The 24,936-nt window shown below is 73.3% G+C and carries 12 protein-coding genes; 2 read left to right on the forward strand and 10 right to left on the reverse strand.

The genetic code is table 11. The features are described 5' to 3' along the window. Positions 1-31: 31 nt before the first annotated feature. From ACIQPT_RS31430 to ACIQPT_RS31460, 7 genes are all read right to left on the reverse strand, one after another. Positions 32-919: an SIS domain-containing protein gene (locus tag ACIQPT_RS31430; RefSeq protein WP_401160807.1), complete on the reverse strand. Its 888-nt coding sequence runs from the start codon at positions 917-919 to the stop codon at positions 32-34. Positions 920-1,076: 157 nt separating this feature from the next. Further along, a complete protein-coding gene (locus tag ACIQPT_RS31435) occupies positions 1,077-3,950 on the reverse strand; it encodes a hypothetical protein (RefSeq protein WP_401160808.1) in 2,874 nt (957 codons plus the stop codon). Further along, positions 3,947-5,077: an AAA family ATPase gene (locus ACIQPT_RS31440; protein WP_401160810.1), complete on the reverse strand. Its 1,131-nt coding sequence runs from the start codon at positions 5,075-5,077 to the stop codon at positions 3,947-3,949. The genes ACIQPT_RS31435 and ACIQPT_RS31440 overlap by 4 nt, the downstream gene beginning before the upstream one ends. 92 nt (positions 5,078-5,169) lie before the next feature. Next, positions 5,170-6,558: a VWA domain-containing protein gene (locus ACIQPT_RS31445; protein ID WP_401160812.1), complete on the reverse strand. Its 1,389-nt coding sequence runs from the start codon at positions 6,556-6,558 to the stop codon at positions 5,170-5,172. Continuing rightward, the gene (locus ACIQPT_RS31450; RefSeq protein WP_401160813.1) at positions 6,555-8,003 is read right to left on the reverse strand and encodes a hypothetical protein; all 1,449 of its coding nucleotides are present in this window, start codon (positions 8,001-8,003) and stop codon (positions 6,555-6,557) included. Before ACIQPT_RS31450 ends, ACIQPT_RS31445 begins: the two co-directional genes overlap by 4 nt. After that, the gene (locus ACIQPT_RS31455; RefSeq protein WP_401160925.1) at positions 7,973-8,491 is read right to left on the reverse strand and encodes a hypothetical protein; all 519 of its coding nucleotides are present in this window, start codon (positions 8,489-8,491) and stop codon (positions 7,973-7,975) included. Before ACIQPT_RS31455 ends, ACIQPT_RS31450 begins: the two co-directional genes overlap by 31 nt. A gap of 129 nt (positions 8,492-8,620) precedes the next feature. Then, entirely contained in the window at positions 8,621-21,196 is a 12,576-nt protein-coding gene (locus ACIQPT_RS31460; RefSeq protein ID WP_401160815.1) for an amino acid adenylation domain-containing protein, read from the reverse strand. 117 nt (positions 21,197-21,313) lie between these two features. Here ACIQPT_RS31460 and ACIQPT_RS31465 point away from each other — a divergent pair, with 117 nt between their 5' ends. Further along, positions 21,314-21,466, forward strand: coding sequence for a hypothetical protein (locus tag ACIQPT_RS31465; protein WP_401160817.1), 153 nt, complete (start codon positions 21,314-21,316; stop codon positions 21,464-21,466). 86 nt (positions 21,467-21,552) lie between these two features. Here ACIQPT_RS31465 and ACIQPT_RS31470 read toward each other — a convergent pair whose 3' ends face one another. Continuing rightward, positions 21,553-21,870, reverse strand: coding sequence for an antibiotic biosynthesis monooxygenase family protein (locus tag ACIQPT_RS31470; protein WP_401160819.1), 318 nt, complete (start codon positions 21,868-21,870; stop codon positions 21,553-21,555). Positions 21,871-21,981: 111 nt separating this feature from the next. Here ACIQPT_RS31470 and ACIQPT_RS31475 point away from each other — a divergent pair, with 111 nt between their 5' ends. Beyond that, positions 21,982-23,079, forward strand: coding sequence for a hypothetical protein (locus tag ACIQPT_RS31475; protein WP_401160820.1), 1,098 nt, complete (start codon positions 21,982-21,984; stop codon positions 23,077-23,079). A 57-nt stretch (positions 23,080-23,136) separates the two neighbouring features. Here ACIQPT_RS31475 and ACIQPT_RS31480 read toward each other — a convergent pair whose 3' ends face one another. After that, entirely contained in the window at positions 23,137-24,237 is a 1,101-nt protein-coding gene (locus tag ACIQPT_RS31480; protein ID WP_401160821.1) for a sensor histidine kinase, read from the reverse strand. After that, positions 24,230-24,928 (reverse strand): response regulator transcription factor, encoded by a 699-nt coding sequence (locus tag ACIQPT_RS31485; RefSeq protein ID WP_401160823.1) that lies wholly within the window; start codon positions 24,926-24,928, stop codon positions 24,230-24,232. The genes ACIQPT_RS31480 and ACIQPT_RS31485 overlap by 8 nt, the downstream gene beginning before the upstream one ends. Positions 24,929-24,936: the final 8 nt, after the last annotated feature.

A 24,936-nucleotide genomic window follows, 5' to 3' on the forward strand; every position in this document is an offset into this window, starting at 1 on the left:
AGAGGCAAGGGAGGGTGGAGTGGCCGGGCTGTCAGGCCGTGGTGCTGAGGATGACCGAGCGGGTGAGGTGGCGCGGCCGGTCCGGGTCGAGACCGCGGGCGTTCGCGATGGCCAGGGCCAGACGCTGCACCCGGACCAGCTCCGCCAGCGGGTCGAGTCCGCCGGCCACCCAGCGGGCGCCGGTCGCGTGCACCTCGTCCATCAGCCCGGAGGGGGCCTCGCCGAGCATCCAGGTCGCGGTGGAGCGGGTGGAGATGCTGATCGGGCCGTGCCGGTACTCCATCGCCGGGTACGCCTCGGTCCAGGCGAGCGCGGCCTCGCGCATCTTCAGCGCCGCCTCGTTGGCGAGCCCGACGCTCCACCCCTGGCCGAGGAAGGTGAACTGGCTGCACTCCACAAGACCGGAGGGCAGCGGCTCGGCGAGCGCCACCTGGGCGTCCTCGACGACCGCGTCGGTGTGCAGGCCCAGATGGGCGCGGAGCAGGGTCAGCGCCGAGGTCGCGAAGCGGGTCTGCACGACGGACTTCTCGTCGGCGAACTCCAGCACGATCGTGTCGTCGGCCATCGCCGCCATCGGGGTGTCGGGGTCACCGATGACCACCGTGCGGCGCGTCGTGTCACCGATCTGCCCGAGGAGTCCGAGCACCTCCGTCGTGGTGCCGGAGCGACTCAGCGCCAGGACCCGGTCGTACGGGCGGCCTGCCGGGAACTCCGACGCGGCGAAGGCATCGGTCTCGCCCTGGCCACTGCCCTCCCGAAGAGCCGCGTAGGCCTGGGCCATGAAGTACGACGTACCGCAGCCGACCACGGCGATGCGCTCGCCGGCCGCCGGAAGCCGGTGGGCGAGCCCGTCCGCCATGCCGGCGGCCACCTGCCAGCAGTCGGGCTGGCTGGCCAGCTCCTGAGCCACGTGCGTCATCTGCGCTCCCTGTTCCCGTTCTCGACGGTCAATGCTCGAAGCTGCATATTAGGCGAGCGTTTCGAGCAATATCAAGCAGACGGGTGCAGGGTTCGTGCCGCCGGGCGCGGTGCCGGGGCGATCGGACTCCCGGCACCGCACACATCCCTCACGTCATTCATGGCCTCATGAGCAGCGACTCCCACGCGATCGCGGTGTCCGGGTGACGGGCCGACAGCACCGCGCCCGCCGGACCCGCGGCATCCGCGTCGGGCGTGGCCCAGACGCCGTCGCAGCCGAGCAGCTCCGCGACCGCGTCGAGTGTCCCCGGGTGGGCGAAGAGCAGGGCGGCGCCACGGCTCCCGCCGCCGGCCGCCTCCGCACGGCCGGTGGCCGGCGCATGCGCCTCCGGCACCTCACGCCACGGCGGTACCCACGTGTCCAGCGCGGCGAGCCGGGCCGGGAAGATCCGCCCCGCCTCACGGACCAACAGCGGGGCCAGGTCCGCCGCTCCGGCGCGCAGCGTCGAGATCAGGGTCGGCAGCCACGGCAGCAGAACCGGATCCGGCAGCCGCCCGAACGCGTTCGACACGGCCTCCACCACCACGTCCGCCAACCCCGGCACCGGCACCAACGCGTGCACGAAGCCGCTCAGATAACGCGGATAGGCGGGCACCACCATCGGGTTCGCCAGGAGCTCGCCGCAGCGCTCCCGCAGCTCGGCCCGGGACAGGGCGCCGAGCTGCACCTGCGCCGCCCACAGGAGCGCCGTCCGCTCCGGGTCCGTGGGGCGCGACTGGGCGACGGCCAGCTCCAGCTGGGCCCGGTCGCAGCCCAGGGACAGCGCCAGGCCCTCCATGCTGAACAGGAAGCCCAGCATCGCCGCCACCTGCCCCACGGTCACGTCCTCGTCCGTGAACGCCGTCGGCAGCAAGGTGCAGTAGTGCGCGTAACCGGCCTTGACGAACGACTCCACCCACGGCGGCAGCACCGGCTCACCGGTGCGGTAGTACGCCAGCAGCCCCCGCACCCGCCGCAGCACCTCCGGCGCCCCGTCCACGGTGCGCTCGGCGGCCAGGACCTCCAGGGCCCGGTGGCCCAGCTCATCGGCGAGACGGCGGCCGCGGAGATACAGCGTCGCGTCCTCGACGGCGGCGAGGACGACCGCCGTCGTCGCCCGTGGCCCGTACGCATCGCGGCGCAGCCGCTGCTCCAGAACCTGCTCGATGCTCACCCCCTCGTAACCGAGCTCGATGAGCGCCCGCTGATGGGTGCCCAGCGCCAGGTCCCAGGACTCCTGGATCGAACGCTCGCCGAGCTTCCGCTCACCCATGATCGGCCGGGCCGCGCCGTGCGGCATCAGCCGGCGCAGCATCCACAGGACGTCGGAGCACGCCCCGAGCTCCGGGCGGGAGTTCATGTCCAGCAGCGCACGCTGCACACCACGCTGCTGGAGCCTCAACTCCAGCGGTGCGAGCCGGTCGTGCACATCGCGGGCCAGCGGCGGCAGCGCGTCGTAGCCGACCCGGCCGATCCGGTCGCCGCCCATCATGATCTCGACGAGACGGCGCACGTCCCGCCGGCCCGGCACCGTGTCCTTCTCGATGCAGGTGATCGCCGCGTCCTGGAAGTCGTACGGCGTCGGCTTGGCCCGGTCCCGCATCCCGGCCAGCAGGATCGACGTCTCGAACACCGCGATGGCGTCGGCGGTGGAGGCCGGATAGCCGCTGCGCCGTGCCGCGCGCACGATGTCCACCGACCACCCCAGCAGCTCGGCCTCGTCGAGCGTGTCGAGAACGGGGGGCCGTCGCAGGAACCCGGAGAGCCGGTCCGTGGCGGCCTCCTCCGGGGGAGCGGAAACGACCGGGGCCGCCCTCTTCGCCGCGCGCGGCTTCTTCGCCCCGTCCTGCCCGGCCAGCCGGTAGGGCCGCACCCGGGTGCGCTTGAGGTTCGTCGCCCACTGCGTCGCGGCGATCGACACCGAGCCGGAAGCCAACCCGAACTGCGCCTCGATCGCCGCATGGCTGGACGGGATCAGACCGTGCTGCCAGGTGGTGGCGGATCGCGGGGAGATCACATACGACCCGCTGCCCGCCACCCCGAACTCCTCGACCCGGCTGGCCGCGTGGAAGGCGCCGCACACATACAGGCAGTCCTCCGGGTCGGCCCCGCTCGACGCCAGGTGCTCGCGCATCCGGGTCCACATGTATCGCTCGCGCTCCTCGTCCACCCGGACCCGGTCCCCGTCGCCCGGGGCGAGCCGGCGGAACAGGCTGCCGATGAGGAACATGACCTGGCGGTAGGCGGCGTGGTCGCTGTCGCCGAGCGGGACCTCGACGTACTGGTGCCACCACTCCGACCAGTGCCGCACCTTGCCGTGGCGCAGCAGATGCTCCTCCAGCTCGGCGAAGCGGGGCCGCAGATCGCCGATCTCCACGCCGACCGCCTCACCGTGCAGCGCGGCCTCGGGCTCCGCCGTCCCGGCCGCCGGACCGGCCGCCTCCTCGGGGGCCCGCTCGCCGTGGCGGCTGTCCCACTGGAAGACGTGGTCGGACGACCGGTCGACGAGGACCAGCTCGACGCCCGGGGTGTCGAGGGCGTACGCGATGGCCTGATACTCGGCGGACGCCTCGGTGACCGGGGCCACGACCGACAGCGGGGCCCACTCGGCGGGGAACCCGTCGATGTCGCTCGCGAAGGCCTGGACGGCCACCGGCAGGCGGCAGTTGCGCAGCTCGCCGAGGAGCGGCGCCATGTCCTCGCACAGCTCCAGATACACGACCTTGGGCTGCTTCTCGCGCAGCCGGCGGGCCATGGCGAGGGCGGAGGCGGGCGAGTGGTGGCAGACCGGGAAGATCTCCAGCGGCTCGCGCACCGCCCGGTCGACGTCGTCGACCATGCCGAGGAGGATGCCCTCCAGCGCGTCGGGCCCGCCGGCGAAGGCGGTGGCGGCCTCGTGCAACTGCCCGCGCAGCGCGGTGAACGGCGCCTCCCCGGGGCCGTTCTCTCCGGAGCCGTTCTCCCCGGGGCCGTCCGTGGGGGACCCGCTCATGACAGCGTGGCGATCGTGTCGCGGCCGCCGTCCAGGAACTCCGGCCACGAGCCGCCCTCCTGCTTGCTGCGCGGCTCGACGACACCGTGCAGGTACTTGTTGAAGATGGCCAGGTCCTCGGGGTCCCGCCGGGCGAGGGAGCCGACGAGCGAGGAGCCGAGCGTGCGGGCGGTCAGCGTGCTCTCGCCGAAGAAGTTGCTGTGCAGGACGGCGTCCTCCAGCACACCGATCTGCTCCGCCGTCGACAGCACGGACTCCAGCCTCTCGTCGTCGCTGCCCGCCGAGGCCGCCGAGGCCCGCAGATCGGCGAAGCTCCGGAGAAGGATGTCGAGCAGCGTCGGAGGTACGTCCAGGTCGATCGCGTGGCGGCGCAGCAGTTCCTCGGTGCGGAAGCGGACGATCTCCGCCTCGCTCTTCTTGTTCGTCACGACCGGGATGCGTACGAAGTTGAACCGGCGCTTCAGCGCGGACGACAGGTCGTTGACGCCCCGGTCACGGCTGTTGGCGGTCGCGATGATCGAGAAGCCCGGCTTGGCGAAGACGATGTTGTCGCCCCCGTCCGTACCGTCGCTCTGCAGCTCGGGGACGGAGATGTACTTCTCCGAGAGAATCGAGATCAGCGCGTCCTGGACGTCGCTGGTGGAACGGGTCAGTTCCTCGAAACGGCCGATGGCGCCCGTCTCCATCGCGGTCATGATCGGCGACGGGATCATCGACTCACGCGACTGGCCCTTGGCGATGACCATGGACACGTTCCAGGAGTACTTGATGTGGTCCTCGGTCGTGCCGGCCGTACCCTGCACCACCAGCGTGGAGTTGCGGGAGATCGCGGCGGACAGCAGCTCCGCCAGCCAGCTCTTGCCGGTGCCGGGGTCTCCTATCAGCAGCAGACCGCGGTCGGAGGCGAGGGTGACGATCGAGCGCTCGACGAAGCTCCGGTCACCGAACCACTTCTGGGAGATCTCCCGGTCCAGGCCGTCGGCGCGCTCGGACCCCAGGACGAACAGCCGGACCATCTTCGGGGAGAGCCGCCAGGAGAACGGCTTGGGGCTGTCGTCGATCGACTCCAGCCAGTCGAGCTCCTCGGCGTACTTGGTCTCGGCGGGGGCACGCAACACATCGGACATGAGAGGGCCTTTCTGAACAGGCGGGAAAAATGTCAAGGAGGTCAAAGGGCTCAGGGAGCCCAGGGAGCCCAGGGACGCCGGGTCCCCGGGGCTCACGTGAGGAACGTCTTGAGTTCGTGCACGAGCTTGGCGATGTGCCCGGAGACCACGGGCGTGCCCAGGGCCTTGAACCGCTCCCGGAACCAGGGGTTGACCTCCTGCCGTCCGGAGCTGGTCACCGAGCCGACGGGAATGAACTTCACCCCCGAGCGGTGAACGGCCTCGATGCCTTCGAACAGTGGCTGGGAACGGTCGAACTCGTAGAAGTCCGAGATCCACACCATGACGGTGTTCTTCGGCTCGGCGATCTTCGGGCGGGCCATCGCCATCGCGACGGGGCCGTCGTTCCCGCCGCCGAGATTCGTGCGCAGCAGCACGTCGAACGGGTCGCGCACCCATGGTGTGAGGTCGATCGAGCGGGTGTCGTAGGCGATCAGATGGACGTCGACCTTCGGCAGCCCGGCGAAGATGGAGGCCAGGATGGTGCAGTTCACCATCGAGTCGACCATGGAGCCGGACTGGTCCACCACGACGATCAGCCGCTGCGGCGCCGTCCTGCGGACGGTGTGCCGGTAGTAGAGGCGATCGACGTAGAGCCGCTCCTCCTCCGGACTCCAGTTGGTGAGGTTCTTCCAGATCGTGCGGTCCAGGTCGAGATTGCGGAAGACGCGCTTGGGCGGCACCGAACGGTCCAGCTCTCCGGCGGTCGCTTTCTCCACCTGCGTACGCAGGACCTCGGCCACCTCGTCGACGTAACGGCGGATGAGCGACTTGGCGTTGGCGAGGGCCACACCCGACAGGTTGCCCTTGTCCCGCAGCAACTGCTCGATCAGGGACATGCTGGGCGTCAGCCGCGCGGCCAGCGCCGGGTCGGCCAACACCTCCCGCAGCCGCATGCGCCCCACGAGGTCCGCTTCGATCGCCGCCAGCTCGGGCCCGAGGCCACCGGCGTCCAGGCCCGCGCCCGCCGCCCGCCCGCCCCGGAGCCCGCCGGGCGGACCGCCCAGCGCACGCTCCAGCCAGCCCGCGTCGGACTGCCAGCGCGCCAGCTGCTCGGCGGTCACCGTGCTCGAACCGGTCGCGTAGACATTCAGCAGCACCTTCGAGACCAGCGCGGCGCGCCGGACCTCCGCCGCCCGGTCACGGTCGCCGGTCGCGTCGTCCTCCGGTGTCATCAGCCCGTCGAACTCGGCGGCCAGCTCCGGGTGACGCTGCACGACCGAGTCGAGCGAAGTCCCGGGATCCAGCAGCGCGGACGGCAGACCGATGTCCTCGACCACCCCCAGGCTCGCCGACTCCAGCGCGGGCTGCTCCTCACCGTCGAAGAGGCGGGCCAGGAGCCGCCAGTACAGCACCTGACGGCGGTTGTCGTACGGATCGGGCCCGGCCTGCTCCGGCGGCCCGGCGGGACCGGGGGTGAGCCCGGTGAGGTCCTCGGTCATTTCCGCAACAGCCTTCCGGCGCGCTCGCGCAGCACGGCGACGGCGTCGGTGGCGGCCTTCTCCGCCCGGACACCGGCCTTGTCGGTCGTACCGCCCGCCCATGCCCCGGCGTGCACGGCGACGGCCTTCTTCCGCACGGTCGCCTCGACCGCGAGCGGCTGGAGAAAGAACTCCCCGGCATCCCAGCGCAGCAGCCCGACACAGGCGTGGGAGGCCGCGACCGCCTCGGGCGTCAGCGGCCCGGCGGCGGGCAGCCGGTCGGTGTCGACGGCCAAGGGCTGTCCGGCCACGTCGAACGTGAGGCGGTCGTCCTCGGTCCGGGCGGTGTAACCCTCCAGCAGCACCGGAACGGCGATCCGGACCGGATGCCGGTCCAGCGGCGCGACACGGGAGGCCGTCGCGGCGGACAGTATCACGCGCGCCGTGGCGAAGGCGTCGGCCGGCTCACCCGAACGGGCCCGCTCGTCGTCCCAGAGCAGATCCCCCTCGGCGGTCACCGGCATGGCGTCCAGCTCCATCGAGCGGCCCTCGCTCACCGCCCCGAGCAGAGCCGTACGGGGACGCAGCAGCTGCCACAGGCCCGCTCCGACGACCGTGTCGGGCTTGGGCGCCGCGACCCCGGCGCGCACCAGACGCGGCGCCCCGCCGTCCGCGGGCTCGAACACGGCGTGGACCTGCGCCTGCACGGCCGTCGCGTGCTCCTGCACATCGACGCCGAGCGGCAGCAGACGCCCGGTCGCCGCGGCGACCGCGGGCCCCCCGGCGGCGCCGGGCACGGTCAACAGCAGGGCGCGCGACCACAGATCGGCCCAGCGGCGGACCGGCACACGCTCCAGCGTCGCCCCCGGACAGGACGCGGCGAGCTCGGCGGCGAACCCGTCGAGCAGCGTCGCCCGGCGGCGCAGCCCCGGATCGGGCAGCATCGCGGAGACCACCGGCGCTGCCCCGGCGACGAGCTCGTGGTCGATGCCCCGCCAGCCGCCGCGCGCGAGATCGCACAGCCAACTGCGGGCCGCCGCGAGGAGGTTCGTGCCCTGCTCCGGCACGGCGGACGCCGGGGGAGAGGCTTGCGCCTCCGCCTGCTCCTGTTCCTGCTCGGCGGTGGGCCGGCCGACGGCCTCGTCGATCCGGTGCGTCAAGGCGTCGTGCACGGAGCCCAGCAGTGCGCAGCGGGCGGCCGCGAGCGCCACGAAGTGATCCTCCCCGGCGGCTCCGGCCTTCGCTTTGTCGGCTGCCTCCGCGACCCGCGCGGCCAGCGGGGTCCCGGCGACGGCGTCGGCGAGCCCGGCGACCGCGGCCGCCTGGGCGGGCCCCGGCCGCAGCAGACCGGCCACCAGCGCCCCGTCGAAGGCGTCCACGGCGGCGAGTGCCTCGTCGAGTCCGTCGACCGGGTCGGACAGCAGGTCGCCGCGCATCAGGCCACCGCCCGCGTCGGCGGGAACCACTGCATCTCGGGCAACGGCGCGGTGACCGGCTCCAGCTCGAGATAGGCCAGCTGCCGCAGAAAGCGGCTGAACACCTGTGCGGCCGCCGAGGAATCGCCCCGCTCCGGCCGCGCGGCAGTCATGGCGGCGGTGAGGGTCTGTGCGTCGGGCTCTCCGTCCGGGGTGTCCACCGCGAGGTAGCGGGCGACGCGCTCCGCGCCGTACTGCAGGACCGCCTCGCCGACGAGCGCCTGGATGTGCTTGCAGAACGTGCCGCGCGCACCGCCGCAGGGCCGATTGTTGTTGGTGCTGCACGCGAACGCGTACGTCCGGGCCGCCACGGACGACACGTACACCCGCCCGATGTCCGATCCGCTGGAGACGACCCCCTGCAACCGGCCGTCGGCCAGTTCGACGAACGGCACCTTGGCCAGCTTCCGCGGCCGCGCGGGCGGCACCACCCGCGCGGTACTCGACTTCTCCCAGACCGACAACGCGCCAACTCCCATCATGCGAAAGGGGATGTCCACGCCATCGCGGCGGGACATCAACGAACCTAATCCCGACCACTGACAACGCGGCCGGCAGCCCGTGAGCTCCCGCGTCCGGCACGAGGAGACGCTGAGACGCTGAGACGCTCATGAACTCCAGGGGTGCCGCGCGAGCATGTCCGGGTCGACGGTGCGAGTGAGGAGGTGAAGGGGCGCGGCACGGACACCGGCCGCCTCCGCCGCCTCCCAGTGGGCCAGGCCCGTGGCCGCGTCGACCGGACCGTGGACGAGCGGCACATCGGCCCCCGAGGCATGGAGCAAGGACTCCAGCCGGCAGGACGCGAGGGTGTCCGGCACCATCGGCTGCGCGAGATATCCGGCCACGGCGGCGGCCGGCAGCCCCTCGGCCACCTGCCGTTCCGTGGTGCCGGCACTCAACAGCCCGCCACCGACGATCAGGACGTCCTTCGCCCGGTCCATCCGGCCGATGGCACGAGACGTGTCGAAGCAGTGCGGGAAGGAGTCGTCGACCACCGTCGTGCCCGGTGCGAGCCGGTCGACGTCCAGGAGCGTGCCGCCCCCGCTGACCGCCGCGACGATCAGCCGGGCCCCGTACACGGCGTCGGGCAGCCCCTGGTGCGACTCGACCACCTCCACGACCTCGGCGAGGCCGCGCTCCAGGAGGCTTTCGGCCAGTTCCTTCAGGCGCGGCCCGCTGCCCGGCACGTCACAGAGCAGCAGCCGGGCGGGCGGCCGCTGGGCCCGGGTGAGCAGCAACTCCAGCGATGAGCAGCCGATCGAGCCGAGCCCCACGAACGCGACGGTGAGAGAGCCCAGTTCCTGCCCGGTCGCGTCGAGAGCGGCGTGCACGGTCCTGACGACGGACACGACGGTCGCCGCGTGGCCCGTGGTGACGGCAGGCACAGCGGGACCGGATCCGGTCCCGCCGACGGCCCGCAGGACGTCGAAGCCGTAACCGGTGAGCGACGGGATCATTCCGGCCAGGGACACGGTCCGCGCACCGAGGGACGAGGCGAGTCCCACTCCCCGCGTGGTGTGCCCGAGGAGGCCGTCACCGGGGACGAGTTCGTCCGCGAACAGCGGGACACACACGAACCCGGAACGGCCCAGCGGCGTACGCAGCGTCTCCAGGAGCCGTGGCCGCCCGCCGGGGAACAGCAGGGTCCGCAACTCCTCGCGTGGCAGCGCCGCCTCCGGCAGGCCCGCCAGCCGGGCGAGGTCGGCCGGGGACGGCAGATAGCCGACGAGCGCCGCGTCCATCGGCTGGTCATGGCCGGAGCCGCCCGGCCGGTCGAGGCGGCCGGGACCGCGACCGTGACTGGGCACGGGGTCGGGACTGGGCACTGGACCGGGCACGGTCGAGGCCGCCGCCCGCCCGAGACCCTCGCGTACCGAGTCCGCGAACGCGGCCAGCTCCTCCGGGGTGAACGCCCTCGCCGCCGCACGGACGGTGATCCGCAGCCGCCCGCCGTCCGGACGGGCCGCGAGGAACACATCCGTACCGGCCGGAGGCGGCGTGTACGCGCTGTCGCCGTCCTCCCGGGTGACCGTCAGCGCCCCGCCGCTCTCCGCGCCCAGGGCGGAGAAGTCCAGATAGGTGAAGAAGAACTGCGAGGTCAGGGGCAGCCCGTTGGGCAGCAGCGGCACGGCCCCCTCGTGGGTCTGCGCCGCGACGGCCTCGGCCGCGACGCGCCGCACATCGTCCTCGAAACCCGCGTCGTCGGTCCGGCCGGACGCCGGAGCGGCCGGCCGTAGGGGAACGGCCGTGGCGAAGGGACCGAACACCCGGTGCGCGTCGGGCAGGGCAGGGTCCCGGCCGCTCACCGCGAGACCGAGCAGCAGATCCGCCTGGCCGGTGGCGGCTACGAGCGCCCGGTAGTAGGCGGTGAGCACCGGGGCGTGGAGGGTGGAGCCGGTACGTGCGGCAAGGCTGCGCAGCGCTGTCACCTGCTCGGCGTCGACCGTGAACCGGTGGGTGTGGAACAGCGGGGTCGCGGCGGTCCCCGGAGGCGTGCCGGCGGCCCGACCGGCGGAGAGCACGGGCGGCCGGTAGGGCGCACCGAGGCGTGCCCACCGGTCCTCGCCGCTCGTCGTGACGGAGCCCGAACCGGGGGCCGTCGCGGAGGCGGAGGAGGTGCGTTCCGCGAGCCGGACGGCGTGGTCGCGGAAGGTGCTGCGCAAGGGGCGCAAGGGGGCCGCCGCCGGTTCCTCACCGCGGGACAGGGCGTCGTACACGGTCGTCAGCTCCCGTACCAGGAGCGCGGCGCTGTAACCGTCGCCGATGATGTGGTGGGCGTGTGCCACCAGGACGTGTTCGTCGGGGGCGACGGTAAGCACCCGCAGGCGCAGCAGCGGCCAGGCCCAGGGTTCGAAACGGCGGGCCCGTTCGGCGGTGACCCGTTCTTCCACCTGCTCCGGGTCGGTGAGGGACTCGAAGTCGACCGGCAGGCGCAGTGAGGGCGGAAGTTCCTGCTGAACGGCCGGGCGGGCCCCGGCCGGGAAGACAGTGCGCAGCATCGGATGGCGTACGACGAGCGTGTCCACCGCGCTCTGGAAGCGGTCGCGGTCGAGGGTTCCGCGCAGCCGCAGCCGCGTGAGCCCGGACGAGGTCGCGCCCGGTGCGATGGCTTCGGCCAGCAGGAAGCCCCGCTGGGTGGGGGTGAGAGGGAAGGGCGCCGGACTCGCGGCCGGATCGAGGGCCCGGGAGAGGGTGGCGGCCTCATCGGGTTCCCACGCCGACACGTGCGCCACGGCGTCGCCGCCCGCGTCCACCGCGTCCACCGCGCCCGCGAGGGCGGCGAGCGTACGGTGACGGTAGATCACGGTCGGCCGGGGGAGCGGCCCGCCCTGCTGCTCCAGCCGGGCGAACACCTCCAGCACGAGCAGGGAGTCGCCGCCCAGCGCGAAGAAGTCGTCCTCACGGCACACGTCGTCGGTCCGGAACAGGGCGGACCAGACGGCGGCCAGCCGGACCTCGGTCGGCGTGCGGGGCGGTGTACGGACATCGCCCGTACGCGCGCCGAGGCCGGCATCGGGGTCCGCCCCGGGCGCGACGGTCGCTTCCTGAAGCGTCCGGTGTGTCGGGAGCGTCGGGAGTGTCGGCAGTGTACGGCGGTCGATCTTGCCCGTGTTGGTGAGCGGCATCCTGCCGATACGGGTGATCCGGGACGGAAGCATGTACGGAGGCAGCGACTTCGCCAGATGGAGCCGCAGCGCCACGGCATCCGCCCGGGACGATCCGGGCCCGGGTGTCACGAAGGCGGTGAGGCGTCCGTCCTCGGCGAGGACGACGGCGTGGGTGACGTCCGGGTGGGTCTCGAGCACCGCCTCGATCTCGCCCGGCTCGACCCGGTTGCCCCGGATCTTCACCTGGTCGTCCAGCCGCCCGAGGAACTCCAGGGTGCCGTCCTCGGAACACTGCACCCGGTCGCCGCTGCGGTACCAGCGCCGCCCGTGACGGACGGTGAACGCGGCCTCGGTCAGGGCGGGTTCGCCGAGGTACCCCGGGGTCAGGCCGATGCCGGAGATGAGGAGCTCGCCGGCCTCGCCGGGCCGCAGGCGCTCCCCGTCGGGGCCGACGACCTCCACCTCCGTGCCCGAGACCGGGCGGCCGATGGGGAGTCGCCGCACCTGGTCGCCGGGCCGGGTGCGGATGATGTGGCAGCTCGTGTTGATGGTCGCCTCGGTCGGGCCGTACAGGTTGGCGATGTGCTGGCCGTCGCCGAAGAGGTCGAACCAGCGGCGTACGTGGGCGGGTGACAGGGCCTCGCCGCCGACATGGATCCACCGGAGCGCGGAGAGGTCCGGCCGCGGTGCGCCGCGCCGTACTCGCTCCTCGGATGCGCCGAGGAGCTGTTCCCAGAGCGTGGGGACGGAGCTCCAGACGGTGATCCGGCTCCGTTCGACGTACGTCAGCAGCCGGTCGGGGTCGCGCAGCAGGTCCCAGGCCACCGTGACGACGGTGGCGCCGACGAGCAGCGGGGCGAGGAGCTGGCGGACGGAGGCGTCGAAGCAGGGTGACGCGGTCTGGGCGAGCCGGTCGCGCTCGTCGTACCCGAAGGCGCCGATCGCCCAGTCGAGGTAGTTCTCCATCGACCGGTGGGCGATGGGCACGGCCTTGGGCCGGCCGGTGGATCCGGAAGTGAAGATCACATAGGCGGTCTCGCCCGCGCCGACCGGGCCGTCGGGTGCGGGGGCCGCGTCCGGGGACCGGACGGCACCGGCGTCGACGGACGGGAGCGGCGCGGACGCGTCGACGGACACCAGGGTGATGTCGTCGCCGAGCGTTTCCCCCACCTCCCGGGTGGCGGCGTGACACAGCACCGTACGTGCCCCCGAGCGCGTGAGCTGGTCCACCAGCCGCGCGGCCGGGTGACCTGCGTCCAGCGGAACCCAGCCCGCCCCGGCGCGCAGGGCCGCGACGACCGCGACGACGGTGTCCGCGCCGGGCTCGGTGAGCAGCCCGACGAGGCTGCCCGGGGTGACGCCGCGGGCCGGGAGCGAGGCCGCGAGGGCGTGGGAGGCGCGGTCGAGTTCGGCGTACGTCAGGGTGGCGTCGCCGGTGTCGACGGCGACCGCGTCCGGGGTGGCCCGGAACCGTTCGACCAGCCGGCGCACGAGGGTGGCCGACCCGGTGTCCCGCCGTGACGTGGTTTCCGTGGCTCCCGTGACCGCCGGTGCGGCGGAAGCGGGCTCGTCCCGCACGGTTCCGGCAGCGGCCAGGGGCCGGGTCAGGGGCCCGACCGGGGTCCGGGCCACGGGAAGATCCGGGACGTCGGGCCGAGGCCGGACGAGAGCGGCGAGCTCGTCGTGGAAGTCGCGGTCCAGGCGGGCGACGGTCGCCGGGTCGAAGAGCCGGACGGGAAAGTTCCACGAGAAGCGCAGGACCGTCTCGTCCTGCCAGCACAGCAGGCTCAGGCGGGTCGCGGCGGTGGCGGTGCCGGCGGCGGTCGGCCGCACGCTCACCGGACAACGCCCGTCGAGGGCAGCGGGGAAGCGCGAGAAGCTGAAGCCGGCCGGGCTCACCGTGCGGGGTCCGGCCTCGGACGGGTCCGTCGGCAGCAGCCCCGCCAGGTCGAGGCCGGTGAGGCCCGCGTGCTGCTCGCTCTCCAGCCAGATCCTCGCGAGCCGTTCGGCCAGGGCCTCGACCGGTTCGTCCGGGTCCGTCGCGCACAGCAGGGGGAGGGTGTCGGCGAGCGGCCCCACAAGCCGGTCCAGACCCGGCAGCCGGCCCTCCCGCCGGGCGCGGGCGACGTTCACCGCGATCTCCCGCTGACCGCTCCACCGGGCGAGACAGCGCACGTGCACGGCCAGCAGCAGATGGAACAGGCTCACCCCGTGAGCCGCGGCCCGCTTCTCCAACGCGGCGGTCAGCGCCGCGTCGAGGGCGCTCTGATGCGTGGCCAGGGGAGCCGTCGGAAGGGCCGACGGATCACCGTCGTACGGCAGGCGCAGCGGCTCGCCCCGGGAGGCCAGCCGCTCCGACCAGTACCGCCGGTCGGCGGCGAGAGCCCTCGCGCCGTCCGTGGAGGACCGCTCATCGGCAGCGGCCGCCGCGTACCGCGCGAAGTCGGTGCCGAGTGCAGGCAGCGTCGGTGCGTGCCCGTGCCCGTGCCCGTGCTCGTCCCCGTGACCGTGGGCGAGGGCGGTGTAGAGCGACCAGAGCTCCCCGGCAAGGACGTTGAGGCTGTATCCGTCACCGGCCGCATGGTGGATCACCAGCACCAGATGGGACAGCTCCGGACTCTCCCGGGCGAGGACCGCGCGTACGGGAGGCTCGGCGGCGAGGTCGAACGGCCGGTTGCACAGAGCCGTTTCGAGCTCCTCGATACGTCCGGAAAGCTCGTGTACCTCGTACCAGGTGGAGAGATCGGCGGGCGGTGCGACGTACTGCCGCGGTGTCGCCGAGCCGATCCCGTCCGGGGTGCTCCCGATGCTCTCGACGCGGATCCTCAGCATGGTGTGCCGGTCGGCGAGCGCGGCGAGCGCCCGGCCCAGGAGCCGGGTGTCCAGGGGGCCTTGGACGGTCTGGCGGACGTAGCCGTGGGCCGGCACCTCCGGGTGGAGCCGACTGCTGGTGTACAGGGCCCGTTGGACGGGGGTGAGGGGGAAGGCCACCCCGTCCGGCACGGGGGCGGGCACAGCGGCAGGCCCAGGGGTCGCCACCGGAGCCGGGGCGGGGGTGGTGTCGAGGTGCGCGGCCAGCTCGCCGACGGTCCGGTATTCGAAGAAGAGCGTCGCGGGCAGGGGCCTGTCCAGCTCCCGTTCGAGCTGCTTGACGAGGTCGACGGCGGCGAGCGAGTCGAGGCCGAGGGTGAGGAACGGCTCGTCGTCGGGAATCCCGGCGGGAGGCAGACCCAGCGCCGAGGCCAGCAGCCCACGGAGCAACGCGGCGGTACCGGTACGGGGTTGGCCCCCCGGGCGCGTACTGCGGCCCATGCTCACGCTCGTGCCGGTGCCGGCACCGATGGTGGCGGCGGCGGGGCTGAGTACCCGGCCCGACGCCGCCAGCCCCGTTCCCGTGGCTGCCGCCGTCACGGTCGGGGGCGTGACGACCGCAGGTCGCGGGAACGGCGTGAGGTCGGCGAGCAGCAGCTGAGCCGCGTCGACGCCGCATGCCGTGCGGAGCGCCGCCAGTGCGGGACCGGGGGCGACGGGCCGGCCCCCGGCGCTCCGCACAGGGGCGGATTCCCCATCGGGCCCGGTGCCGAGCGCCGCTGCCATCCCCGTCCCGGCGATGGCGGCGAGGTTCACCGACTGCCAGGGCCTGCCCGCGTGTCGTTCCGACGCGGCGAACGCGTCGAGGAAGGCGTTGGCGCCGGCGTAGTCGCCCAGCGCGCCCGCCAGGCCGGGCAGCACGGCACCGACGGAGGAGAAGGCGATACGGACCGCCGGGTCGAGCCCGTGCCGGCGCAGGGCCAGCGAGAGCAGCAGGCTGCCCCGGGTCTTGGCGGCCATGACGTCCGCCGTCTCCTCCGCGCGCCTGTTCCGCAGGGTGCCGGGCCGCACCACCCCCGCGGCGTGGAAGAGGGCGTCGAGGCGGGGCAGTCCGGCGAGGAGCGCGTCGACATCCCGCTCCACCGAGACGTCGGCCACGCGGTAGTGGACCGTGGCGCCCAGCGCCCGGAGTTCCTCGGCCAGCCCCTCGGGCGGTCGCGGGGAGCGTCCGGCGAGCACGAGGGTCGGGCGGCCCCGGCCGGCGAGGTCCCGGGCGAGCGCAGCTCCGATTCCGCCGCCGCCCCCGGTGATGAGGAAGGTGCCGTCGGGCGGCAGCGGTGACCGCGTCGCCTCGGCCGGTGCTGTGCCGCCGCCCGGCAGCGGTACGAAGCGGCGGGCGAGCCTGCGCCCCGCGCGCCAGGCGACGGTGTCGACGCTGCCCGGAACACCGCCCGACGCCAGCTCGGCCAGCACGGCCACCAGGCGCTGGGACGGGGTGTCCAGCGAACAGAGGTCGACGGCGATGGCCGAAGCACCCGGAGTCTCCTGCGGCAGAGCCAGCAGCAGTCCGCCGAGCACGGCGTGGGCCGGCTGCGGATTTTCCCGTACGGCCCCCGTGACGTGCACGTCCTCGGTCAGCACCAGCAGCCGGTCCGCACGCGTCTCGTCCCACCGTGCGAGTGCCTCGTCGAAGGCGGCCAGCGCGGCGTCCTGGGCCCGGCCGAGCGCGTCGCCGGTGTCCTGACCGGGGGCGGGCCCGGCCACCAAAACCACGGCGTCCGGCGGCCCGTCGCCCGGTTCGTACATCCGGACGCCCTCGGCTGCGAGTTGCGACGCGAGCCGGTCGACGGACGCGGAGTCGGGTCCTGTCAGCAGCACCGAACGCACGGTCCCCGCTGCCTTTCCGGGCAGTGCGGCGTCCGCCCACAGGACCCGGTGCAGGAGAGGACTCGCGGGCGGACCGGCCCAGTACCGGCTGCGCTGGAAGGGGTAGGTGGGCAGGGGAATCCGGCGGTGGTCCGCGTCGAGGGCGGTCCGGTCCAGCGGCACGCCGAGCGACCACAGGCGGCCGACGGTCTTCAGGAGCGCCCTGCGCCCGCCGTGCTCGTCACCGGGCAGCCGCTCCGCGTCCGCGCGGTCGTCAGTACGCCCCGGCAGGGCGGACATCACCGTGACCGAGCCACGTGTCGCGTCGGAAGCGCTGGAGGCATCGGCCGCACGGGATGTATCAGCCGCACCGGAGCTACCGGCCGCGCCACTCGCGTACCTCCCCGCCCCCACCCCCACCGCCGCGCGGACCGCGCCCGACAGGATCGCTCCGTGGCCGACCTCGACGAAGGTGTCGTACCCCTCCCGGGCCAGACGATCCACGGCCGCCCCGAACAGCACCGGGCGCTCGGCGTGCTCGCGCAGATACTGCGGGCCGAGGACCGGCTGCCACTCGGCGGTGACGGTGCTCATGAGCGGAACGGACGGGGCCTGCGGGGTCAGCGCACGGGCCGCGTCGGCGAGCCGGCCGGCGACCGGCCGCATCAGCGGTGAGTGAAAGGCCCGGGAGACCCGCAGGCGACGGGTGGGGACGGACTGGGCGTCGAGGGCGAGGACGGCGCGCTCCACGGCGGAGACGGTCCCGGAGAGGACCTGGAGCCCGGGACCGTTGTACGCGGCCACCGCGAGCGCCCCGTCGGACGCCGTCACCACCGCGGCGACCGCGTCCTCACCTCCACGGACGGCGATCATGGCGCCCGGCTCGGTGAACGTACCCATGAGACGGCCGCGTTCGGCCGCGAACCGCACCGCCTCCCGAAGTGTCAGCACCCCGCTGGAACAGGCGGCGGTGATCTCCCCGACGCTGTGCCCGGCGACCGCGTCGGGCGCCACGCCCCAGGCACGCAGCTGGCGGGCGAGCGCCACCCCGGAGGCGACGAGGAGCGGCTGCGCCACCTCCGTCACGGCCTGCGCGGCGGCGTCCACCTCCGGGTCCAGCCCCCAGTCCAGCAGGGTCCGCCCGCACACCGGGCCGAGGACGGCGGACGCCTCGTCGAACGTGTCCCGGAACACCGACGCCGTCCGGTACAGCGCCAAATCCTGGCCGGGGAACTGCGCTCCCTGCCCGGGAAACAGGAACGCCACGCGCGGCCGGGAACGGACGAGGCTCCCGACGCGCCCGCCCGCCTCGCCCGGCCCGGCGGCGACAGCGGTGAGCTGTTCCCGCAGCTCACCGTCCGCGACGAGGGCGAGCCGGTGAGGTCCCTCGTCCCGGGACGAGCTCGCGGTCCGGCAGACGTCGCCCTCGCGCAGGTGCGGACGGGTCTCCAGATGCACGGCGAGCTGGGCCACCGCGTCACGCAGCCCGCCCGCACTGCGCGCCGAGAGGGTCAGCAAGTGAGGCCCCTCGGCCGCGACTTCGCGCGCGGGACCCGGCGACGGCGGGAGCGGAGCCTGCTCGAGAACGGCATGGGCGTTCGTACCGCCGAAACCGAACGCGTTGATCCCCGCGACGAGAGGCCCGGCGGACGTCCACTCCCGGGCCTCGGTCACCACGGAGAAGCCGGCGGGGGCGAGGCCCGACGAGGCAGGGGTGTGGTGCAGCGACGGCGGCAGCCTGCGATGGCCCAGGGCCAGCACGACCTTCACCAGCGCGGGCAGCGCGGCGGCGTTCAGCAGATGCCCGATGTTCGTCTTCACCGAACCGAGCAACCGCGGCTCGCCGTCGGGCCGTACGGGAAACGCGTGGGCCAGCGACCGCAGCTCGATCGGGTCCCCTACGGCCGTGCCGGTCCCGTGGGCCTCCACATAGCTCACCGAGGCGGGATCGACGCCCGCCGCCTCGTACGCCCGGGTGATGGCCTCGCGCTGCCGCAACGGGTTGGGCGCCATGAGGCTCATCGACCGGCCGTCGTTGTTGACGGCCGTGCCCCGGACCACAGCGAGCACCGGATCGTCCGCGAGCCGGGCCGCGTCGAGACGCGTCAGGACGATCGCCGCACCTCCCTCGCCGGGCACGAAGCCGTCGGCGTCGGCGCTGAAAGCGCGGCTGCGCCCGGTGGGGGACAGGGCCCCCGCCTCTTCCAGCAGCCGGTGCGGGGCGGAGGTCAGATGGAGGTTGACCCCGCCGACGACGGCGAGGTCGCACTCACCGTCCAGGAGGCTGCGCCGGGCCAGATGCAGCGCCACGAGACCCGACGAGCAGGCCGTGTCCACGGCGAGCGCGGGACCGTCGAGGTCGAGACACTGGGAGACCCGGGCGGCGATGAGGGCGGGCAGATTCCCGGTGAGCGTGGCGGGCGGCGGAGAACCGTCGGCCGAGGCCCGGTCCAGGACCTCCCGGTAGCCACTGTCCCCGACCGCCACGAACACACCGACCCTGCGACCGAGCCGACGGGGCCCCGCGTATCCGGCACGTTCGAGGGCCTCGTGCGCGAGTTCGAGGAAGAGCCGCGCCTGCGGGTCGAGCACGCGTGCCTCGTCCTCGCCGATGCCGAAGTATCCGGCGTCGAAAACGGCCGGGTCCTCCAGCAACGCCGCCCAACGCCTCCGGGGAACTGCCGGCCCGGCCCCCGGACCGTCGTGGCCGTCATGGCCGTCGTCCCAACGCCCGTGCGGTACGGGGATGACGGCGTCGTGCCCGTCGACGAGCAGGTCCCAGAAGGCCTCGGGGGTGTCGGCGCCGGGGAACCGGCAGGCCATCCCGATGACGGCCGCAGAGGTAGCGGCTCCGGGGGAAGCAGGCGAGAAGGCGGGCGCGGAAGTGGGTGTGGAGGCGGAGGCCGCGTCCGCCCCGGGGACAATGGTCAGAAGGTGCCCGGCGAGAGCGGTCACCGTGCCGTGGTCACGGATGACCGCCGGCGGCAACGTCACACCGAACGCGTCCTCCAGCGCCACCAACACCTCCATGGCCTTCAGCGACGTCCCTCCGAGGCTCCCGAAAGACTCGTACGCCCCGATCGACCCGGCGGACCGGCCCAGTACCCGCGCCCACACCTCCCGCACGGCCTCGACGGTCCCGGCCCACGCCCGGGGCGCCTCCGCGCGGGGCTCCGCCGGCGACCGCGGCGCCTCCGCCGGGCCGGCAGCCGCGGCGGACGGGGGACCAGCGCCGCCACCCGCCGCGAACTCGGCCGCCCGCCGCTCACCGCCCGCGAACGCGCCCTCCTCGAACCGCTCCCGCAACCGCCGACGCTGCAGCTTGCCGCTCGTCGTCCGGGGGAACGCCCCCGGCGGCAGGGCCAGCACCCGCACATCGTCATGGAACAGGGCCTCGCGCACCCGGCCCGCGACACGTTCGAGCACCTCCGCCGCATCGCGCGGGGGCCGCGCCCAGGGGACGAACACCACGACGCGCTCCGCACCGCTGACCGGGTCGGTCGAACCGATCACCGCCGGGACGCCGGGCGGCAGCCCGGGCGTCGCCGCCGCGACCGACTCCAGGTCCGTGGCGTGGAAGGTGCGGCCGTTGAGGAACAGCACGTCCTTGTGCCGGCCGGTGACGCACAGCCGCCCGTCCCGCAGGAACCCGAGATCACCGGTGCGGAGCCACCCCTCGGCGAACACCTCCGCGCTCACGCCGGGAAGGCGGTGGTAGCCACGGGCCAGTTGGGGCCCGCTCACCACGATGTGGCCGACGCGCCGGTCCCCGAGAACGGTGCCCGCGTCATCGACGATCCGGACGGCGCAGCCCGCCACGGGCCGCCCCACATCCATCAACTCGACGGTTCCTTCGCCCGGTTCGGCGTCCACCGCCACTCCACGGCTCAACGACGCCCGGTCCAGGATCAGCGGCTCGGCCACTTCCCCGGGCGGCGGGAAGGTCACCGCCAGCGTCGCCTCCGCCAGGCCGTAGACGGGCTGGGCCGCCGCCGGATCCAGCCCCGCCGGCCGCGTCTTGAGGGCGAACGCACGCCACACCGCGGGCGCGATCGGCTCCGCGCCGACCAGGAGCAGCCGTACGGCCGAGAGGTCCAGCCGGGCCAGGACCTCGTCGGGAACACGGCGTACGGCCAGCGCCAGCGCGAAGTTGGCCGCGGACAGCACCGTGGCCCGGTGCCGGGCCGCCACCTCGAACCACACGCGGGGCCGCTTGGCGAACGTCAACGGGCCGATCTTGACCTGCCTGGCCCGGGCGGCCAGCGGAGCGAGATGGGTGCCGATGAGCCCCATGTCGTGGAAGTACGGCATCCAGCTGACCACCACGTCGTCGGCGCCGAGCGCCGATGCGGCCCGTATCTGCTCCAGATTGGCCAGCACCGCACCGTGCGTCACCTCCACCCCCTTGGGCGCACCGGTGCTCCCCGAGGAGAACTGCACGAACGCGACATCATCGGGGCCCGAGGGAGGGGCCGGCTCCCGCAGGGCCGGCCCCTCCCGCAGGACATCGAGAGCCAGGGCGCGTACACCGTCGGGGAGTTCGCCCGCCAGAGACGCGGTCGAGCCGTCCACGACGACGGGCGGCCGCCCCAGGTGCTCCCAGACCGGCAGCACCCGACGGGCGTCCGGAGCCAGCGGAACCGGAACCAGACCGGCCGCCAACGCACCCCAGAACATCGGCTGGAAGTCCTCGCTGCGGTCCGCCAGCAACGGCACACAGGTCCCCGGCGCCACCCCCGCCTCCCGGAATCCGCCGGCCACGCGCAAGGAATCGTCCAGGAGTTCGCGCAGCGTGACGGTCAGTTCGCTGCCGTCGCCGCGCACATGCACGACGACCTGCCCGGGAGCCTCACGGACCGCGTCCAGCAGTACATCCAGCAGTGTCATGTGGTGCTCCACCGGTCGATCGGTCCGTTCCTCGCAGAATGATCTTAAAAACGTGCGAGTCGTGGGGAATCAACCGCCGGGAGGAGACCGCATGCACCCTGGGAGTGACGTGATGGAGCCTGGCGGGAGGTGTTCGGCTCGGGCCGGGCCCGGACCCACGGGTACTACCTGGACGTGCCGTTCGCCGAGACCGTGATCGGCTCCGACAGCGTCCTGGACGGCACTGTCGAACGCATCATGCTCGACACCGGCCTGTCCGGGCCGCCGCCGACCGACCGCTGACGCGCCCCGATCCCGGCAGCCCACAGAGCCCTGCCCGGCCGGTCATGGGCCGGTCCGGGCAGGTGACACATCGGGTACGCGCTCGCCTACGCGCTCTTCGGCGCGGCCTGCTGCACGACCTCGAAGGACCACACCGAGGAACTGCTGGAGGCCGGCTTCGGGCGGTCGCCGCCGCCCTGGTGAGCCGCCTTCATCGGGCCCTCCATCCACGCCTGGAACGACTCCTCGTCACGCCACCGCGTGTACACCAGGTAGTCGTCAGTCCCTTCGACGGGGCGGAGAAGCTCGAACCATTCGAAGCCGTCGGAGTTCTCGACGGCGCCGGCGCGTGACGCGAAGCGCTTCTCGAGGGTTTCCCGCTGTTCGGCGGGAACGGTCAGCACATTGATCTTGACTACGCTCATGGCACCATCCTGCCGTACGGCGTCCGGGCCCCGACGCCCCAGGGTGGACGAAAACACCTTGGCCGACCACCACCGAGCTGCGACGATGCCTCTTTCCCCAGCGGAGGACATGTGGTCGTTTTCGTGTGTGCGGGGTGCGGCGCGCGCCTGACCGCCCCGCTGTCCGAGGTCGCCCTGCCGGTCCACGCCCATCAGACGTACGGGAACGGGGTACAGCTCCCCGTGCTGATGGAGCCGGGCACCTTCGCCGTGGAACCCGAGCCGTGGGGGCCGCCGTGGCGGGTGTGGGAGGAGACCGGGCCGGAGGAGGCCGCGGCTCGCGGCATCCACGCGCCGGTCCACGCCCTGTCCCACGGCTTGCCGGGCGCGATCGCCATCGCCCCCGGAGACGCCCGTGGCACCCTGCTGATCCCCGAGAAGGGCGCCGGCTCCTGCTGCGGCCTCGACGGGGCGGACGGACCCAACATGGCCTGCGAGGCGTGCGGTCTGCCCGTGGCGAGCAGGATCGACGACTGCTCGCTCTGGCAGGCGGTCTGGCTCGCCCCGGACGCCGTGCGCCGTCACCCGGTCGGGGACGCCGACCGCGTACCGCTCTCCTGGGCGGAGCTGCTGGCGGAGGAGAGGAGAACGCCCCCCTTCGAACCGATCGCCTCATGGGGATCGCGTCGGGGGACGCGCCACTGGTGGCTCTGGAGCCCGCGGTGGGAAGCGGCGGCCGGCCGGGCGCTCGCCCACCTGCTGGCGGCTTCGGAAGGCCGACCGGTGACCGTCCCGGACGGCCTGGCCCAGGACGTCTTCCAGCGCACCCTCGACGCCCTCCTCCCCACGGGGCCGCCGAGGAAGCGGGCCGCCCTGGCCGGACCGGGACAGCCGGCACCCGACGCGGACGCGGACATCTTTCTCGTACCCGTACATCCGCAGACGGGGGAGTGGTGGAACCCGGACGGGGCGGGCGCGGCGGGCGGTCCGGTGCCGCTGCCCTTCGGGGTGTGGCTGTGGCTGGCCCGGCCCGAGCCGCCCCTGCACCGACCCGCGTCCGGTGTCCTGCCCGACGGCGTCCTCCGCGACGACCCGCCGGCACCGCGCGCGCCTCACCTGTTCCGGGCCGACTGGGGCGTCTTCCAGCACACGATGGTCCGTCTGCCGGCTGTCCGCAGCCCCTGGCTGCGCGAGATCCTCACGGACCACGTCCGTCTCCGTCTCTTCTGACCCTGTCTCTGCTGACTCTGTCTCTGCTGACGACGGTCTTCTGACAACGGCGATCTCTCACCCGCGCGGAGCCGTCGCCGGTAGCGACACCGTGGCCCGGAGCCCGCCGCCGGCGCGCGGGGTGAGCGTGAGTGTTCCGTCGTGTGCGCGGGTGATGGTCTCGACGATGGCCAGTCCGAGTCCGACGCCCGCGTGGTGGGTGCGCGTGCGTTCGGCGCCGCGCCGGAACGGTTCGGTGAGCGTCGCCACCAACTGGGGGGTGAGCTGGGCACCGGTGTTCTCGACCGTGAGCACGACGGTCTCCGGGCGGACGACGGTGGTGACCTGGACCCTGCCCTGTCCGGGCACATTCCCGGGCAGGTTGTGGACGATCGCGTTGTGCACGAGGTTCGTCGTCAGCTGCAGCAACAGCGTCGGCGCCCCGACCGTGGGGGTGATGTCACCGTGCGTCTCGACGGTGACGCCATGTTCTTCCGCGAGGGGCAGCAGGGTCTCGGTGGCCTCTTCCGCCAGGAGCGACAGATCGACGGGTTCCCGGGCGAAGGAACCCCGGCCGGCCCGGCTGAGCACGAGCAGCGCCTCGGTGAGGTCGATGGCCCGGCCGTTGACGGCGTACAGGCGGTCGATAATCTCGCCCGTGTCGCGGTCCGGATCGGTGCGGGCCACCTCGAGAAGCGTCTTCGAGATCGCGAGAGGGGTGCGCAGTTCGTGGGAGGCGTTGGCCGCGAACCTCTCCTGCTCGGCGACGTGCGCTTCGAGCCGGGCGAGCATCGTGTCGAAGGCGTCGGCGAGTTCCCGGAACTCGTCCTTGCGGCCCGGCAGCCGGATCCGGTGGGAGAGCGACCCGTGCGTGGCCGTACGGGTGGCCTCCGTAATACGGGTCAGAGGAGCGAGCATGCGGCCGGCCAGGAACCAGCCTCCCAGGAGCCCGAGGACCAGAAGGATCGCCAGTACGGTGGCCGCCGCCGGGGCGAAGGTGTACGTCAGGAGCTGACGATTGGGGTTCTCGTGGAGCATGCGCTGGTCCCAGTCGTCGGGAACGTACTCCAGGAGGTACACCCACACCGCTGTGAGCAGCAGGACGCCCGCGACCATGAGGAATCCGGCGTAACTGAGGGTGAGCTTGAGACGGACGCTCAACCCGGGCCGCCTATCCACGGTCCCCTCCGCCGCCGCTTCCGGTGTCGGCCGCCGCGTCGATGCGGTAGCCGACGCCGGGCACGGTCGCGATGATCCAGGGCTCCCCGAGGCGTTTGCGCAGAGCCGATACGGTGATGCGCACGGCGTTGGTGAACGGATCGGCGTTCTCGTCCCAGGCGCGTTCGAGGAGTTCTTCCGCGCTGACGACACCGCCCTGGGCGGCGATCAGGACTTCGAGCACGGCGAACTGTTTCCGGGTCAGCGCGACGTACCGGCCGTCGCGGTACACCTCTCTGCGGAACGGGTCGAGCCGCAGACCCGCGATCTCCCGCACGGGAGGCCTGCTGTGGGCGCGTCTGCGGTCGAGCGCCCGGAGCCGGAGCGCGAGTTCCCGGAGTTCGAAGGGTTTCGTGAGGTAGTCGTCGGCGCCGAGCTCGAACCCGGAGGCCTTGTCGTCGAGCCGGTCGGCCGCGGTGAGCATGAGGATCGGCGTTCCGCTGCCGGAGGCGACGATGTGCCGGGCGATCTCGTCACCGGAAGGGCCGGGGACGTCACGGTCGAGGACGGCGATGTCGTAGGTGTTGACGCCCAGCAGCTCCAGTGCGGTGTCGCCGTCGCCCGCGATATCGGCCGCGATCGCTTCGAGGCGCAGACCGTCGCGGATGGCTTCTGCCAGGTAGGGCTCGTCCTCGACGATCAGCACACGCATGTCCCCGA

The organism is Streptomyces sp. NPDC091289 (assembly GCF_044757365.1).
In the GTDB taxonomy this organism is placed as follows: domain Bacteria; phylum Actinomycetota; class Actinomycetes; order Streptomycetales; family Streptomycetaceae; genus Streptomyces.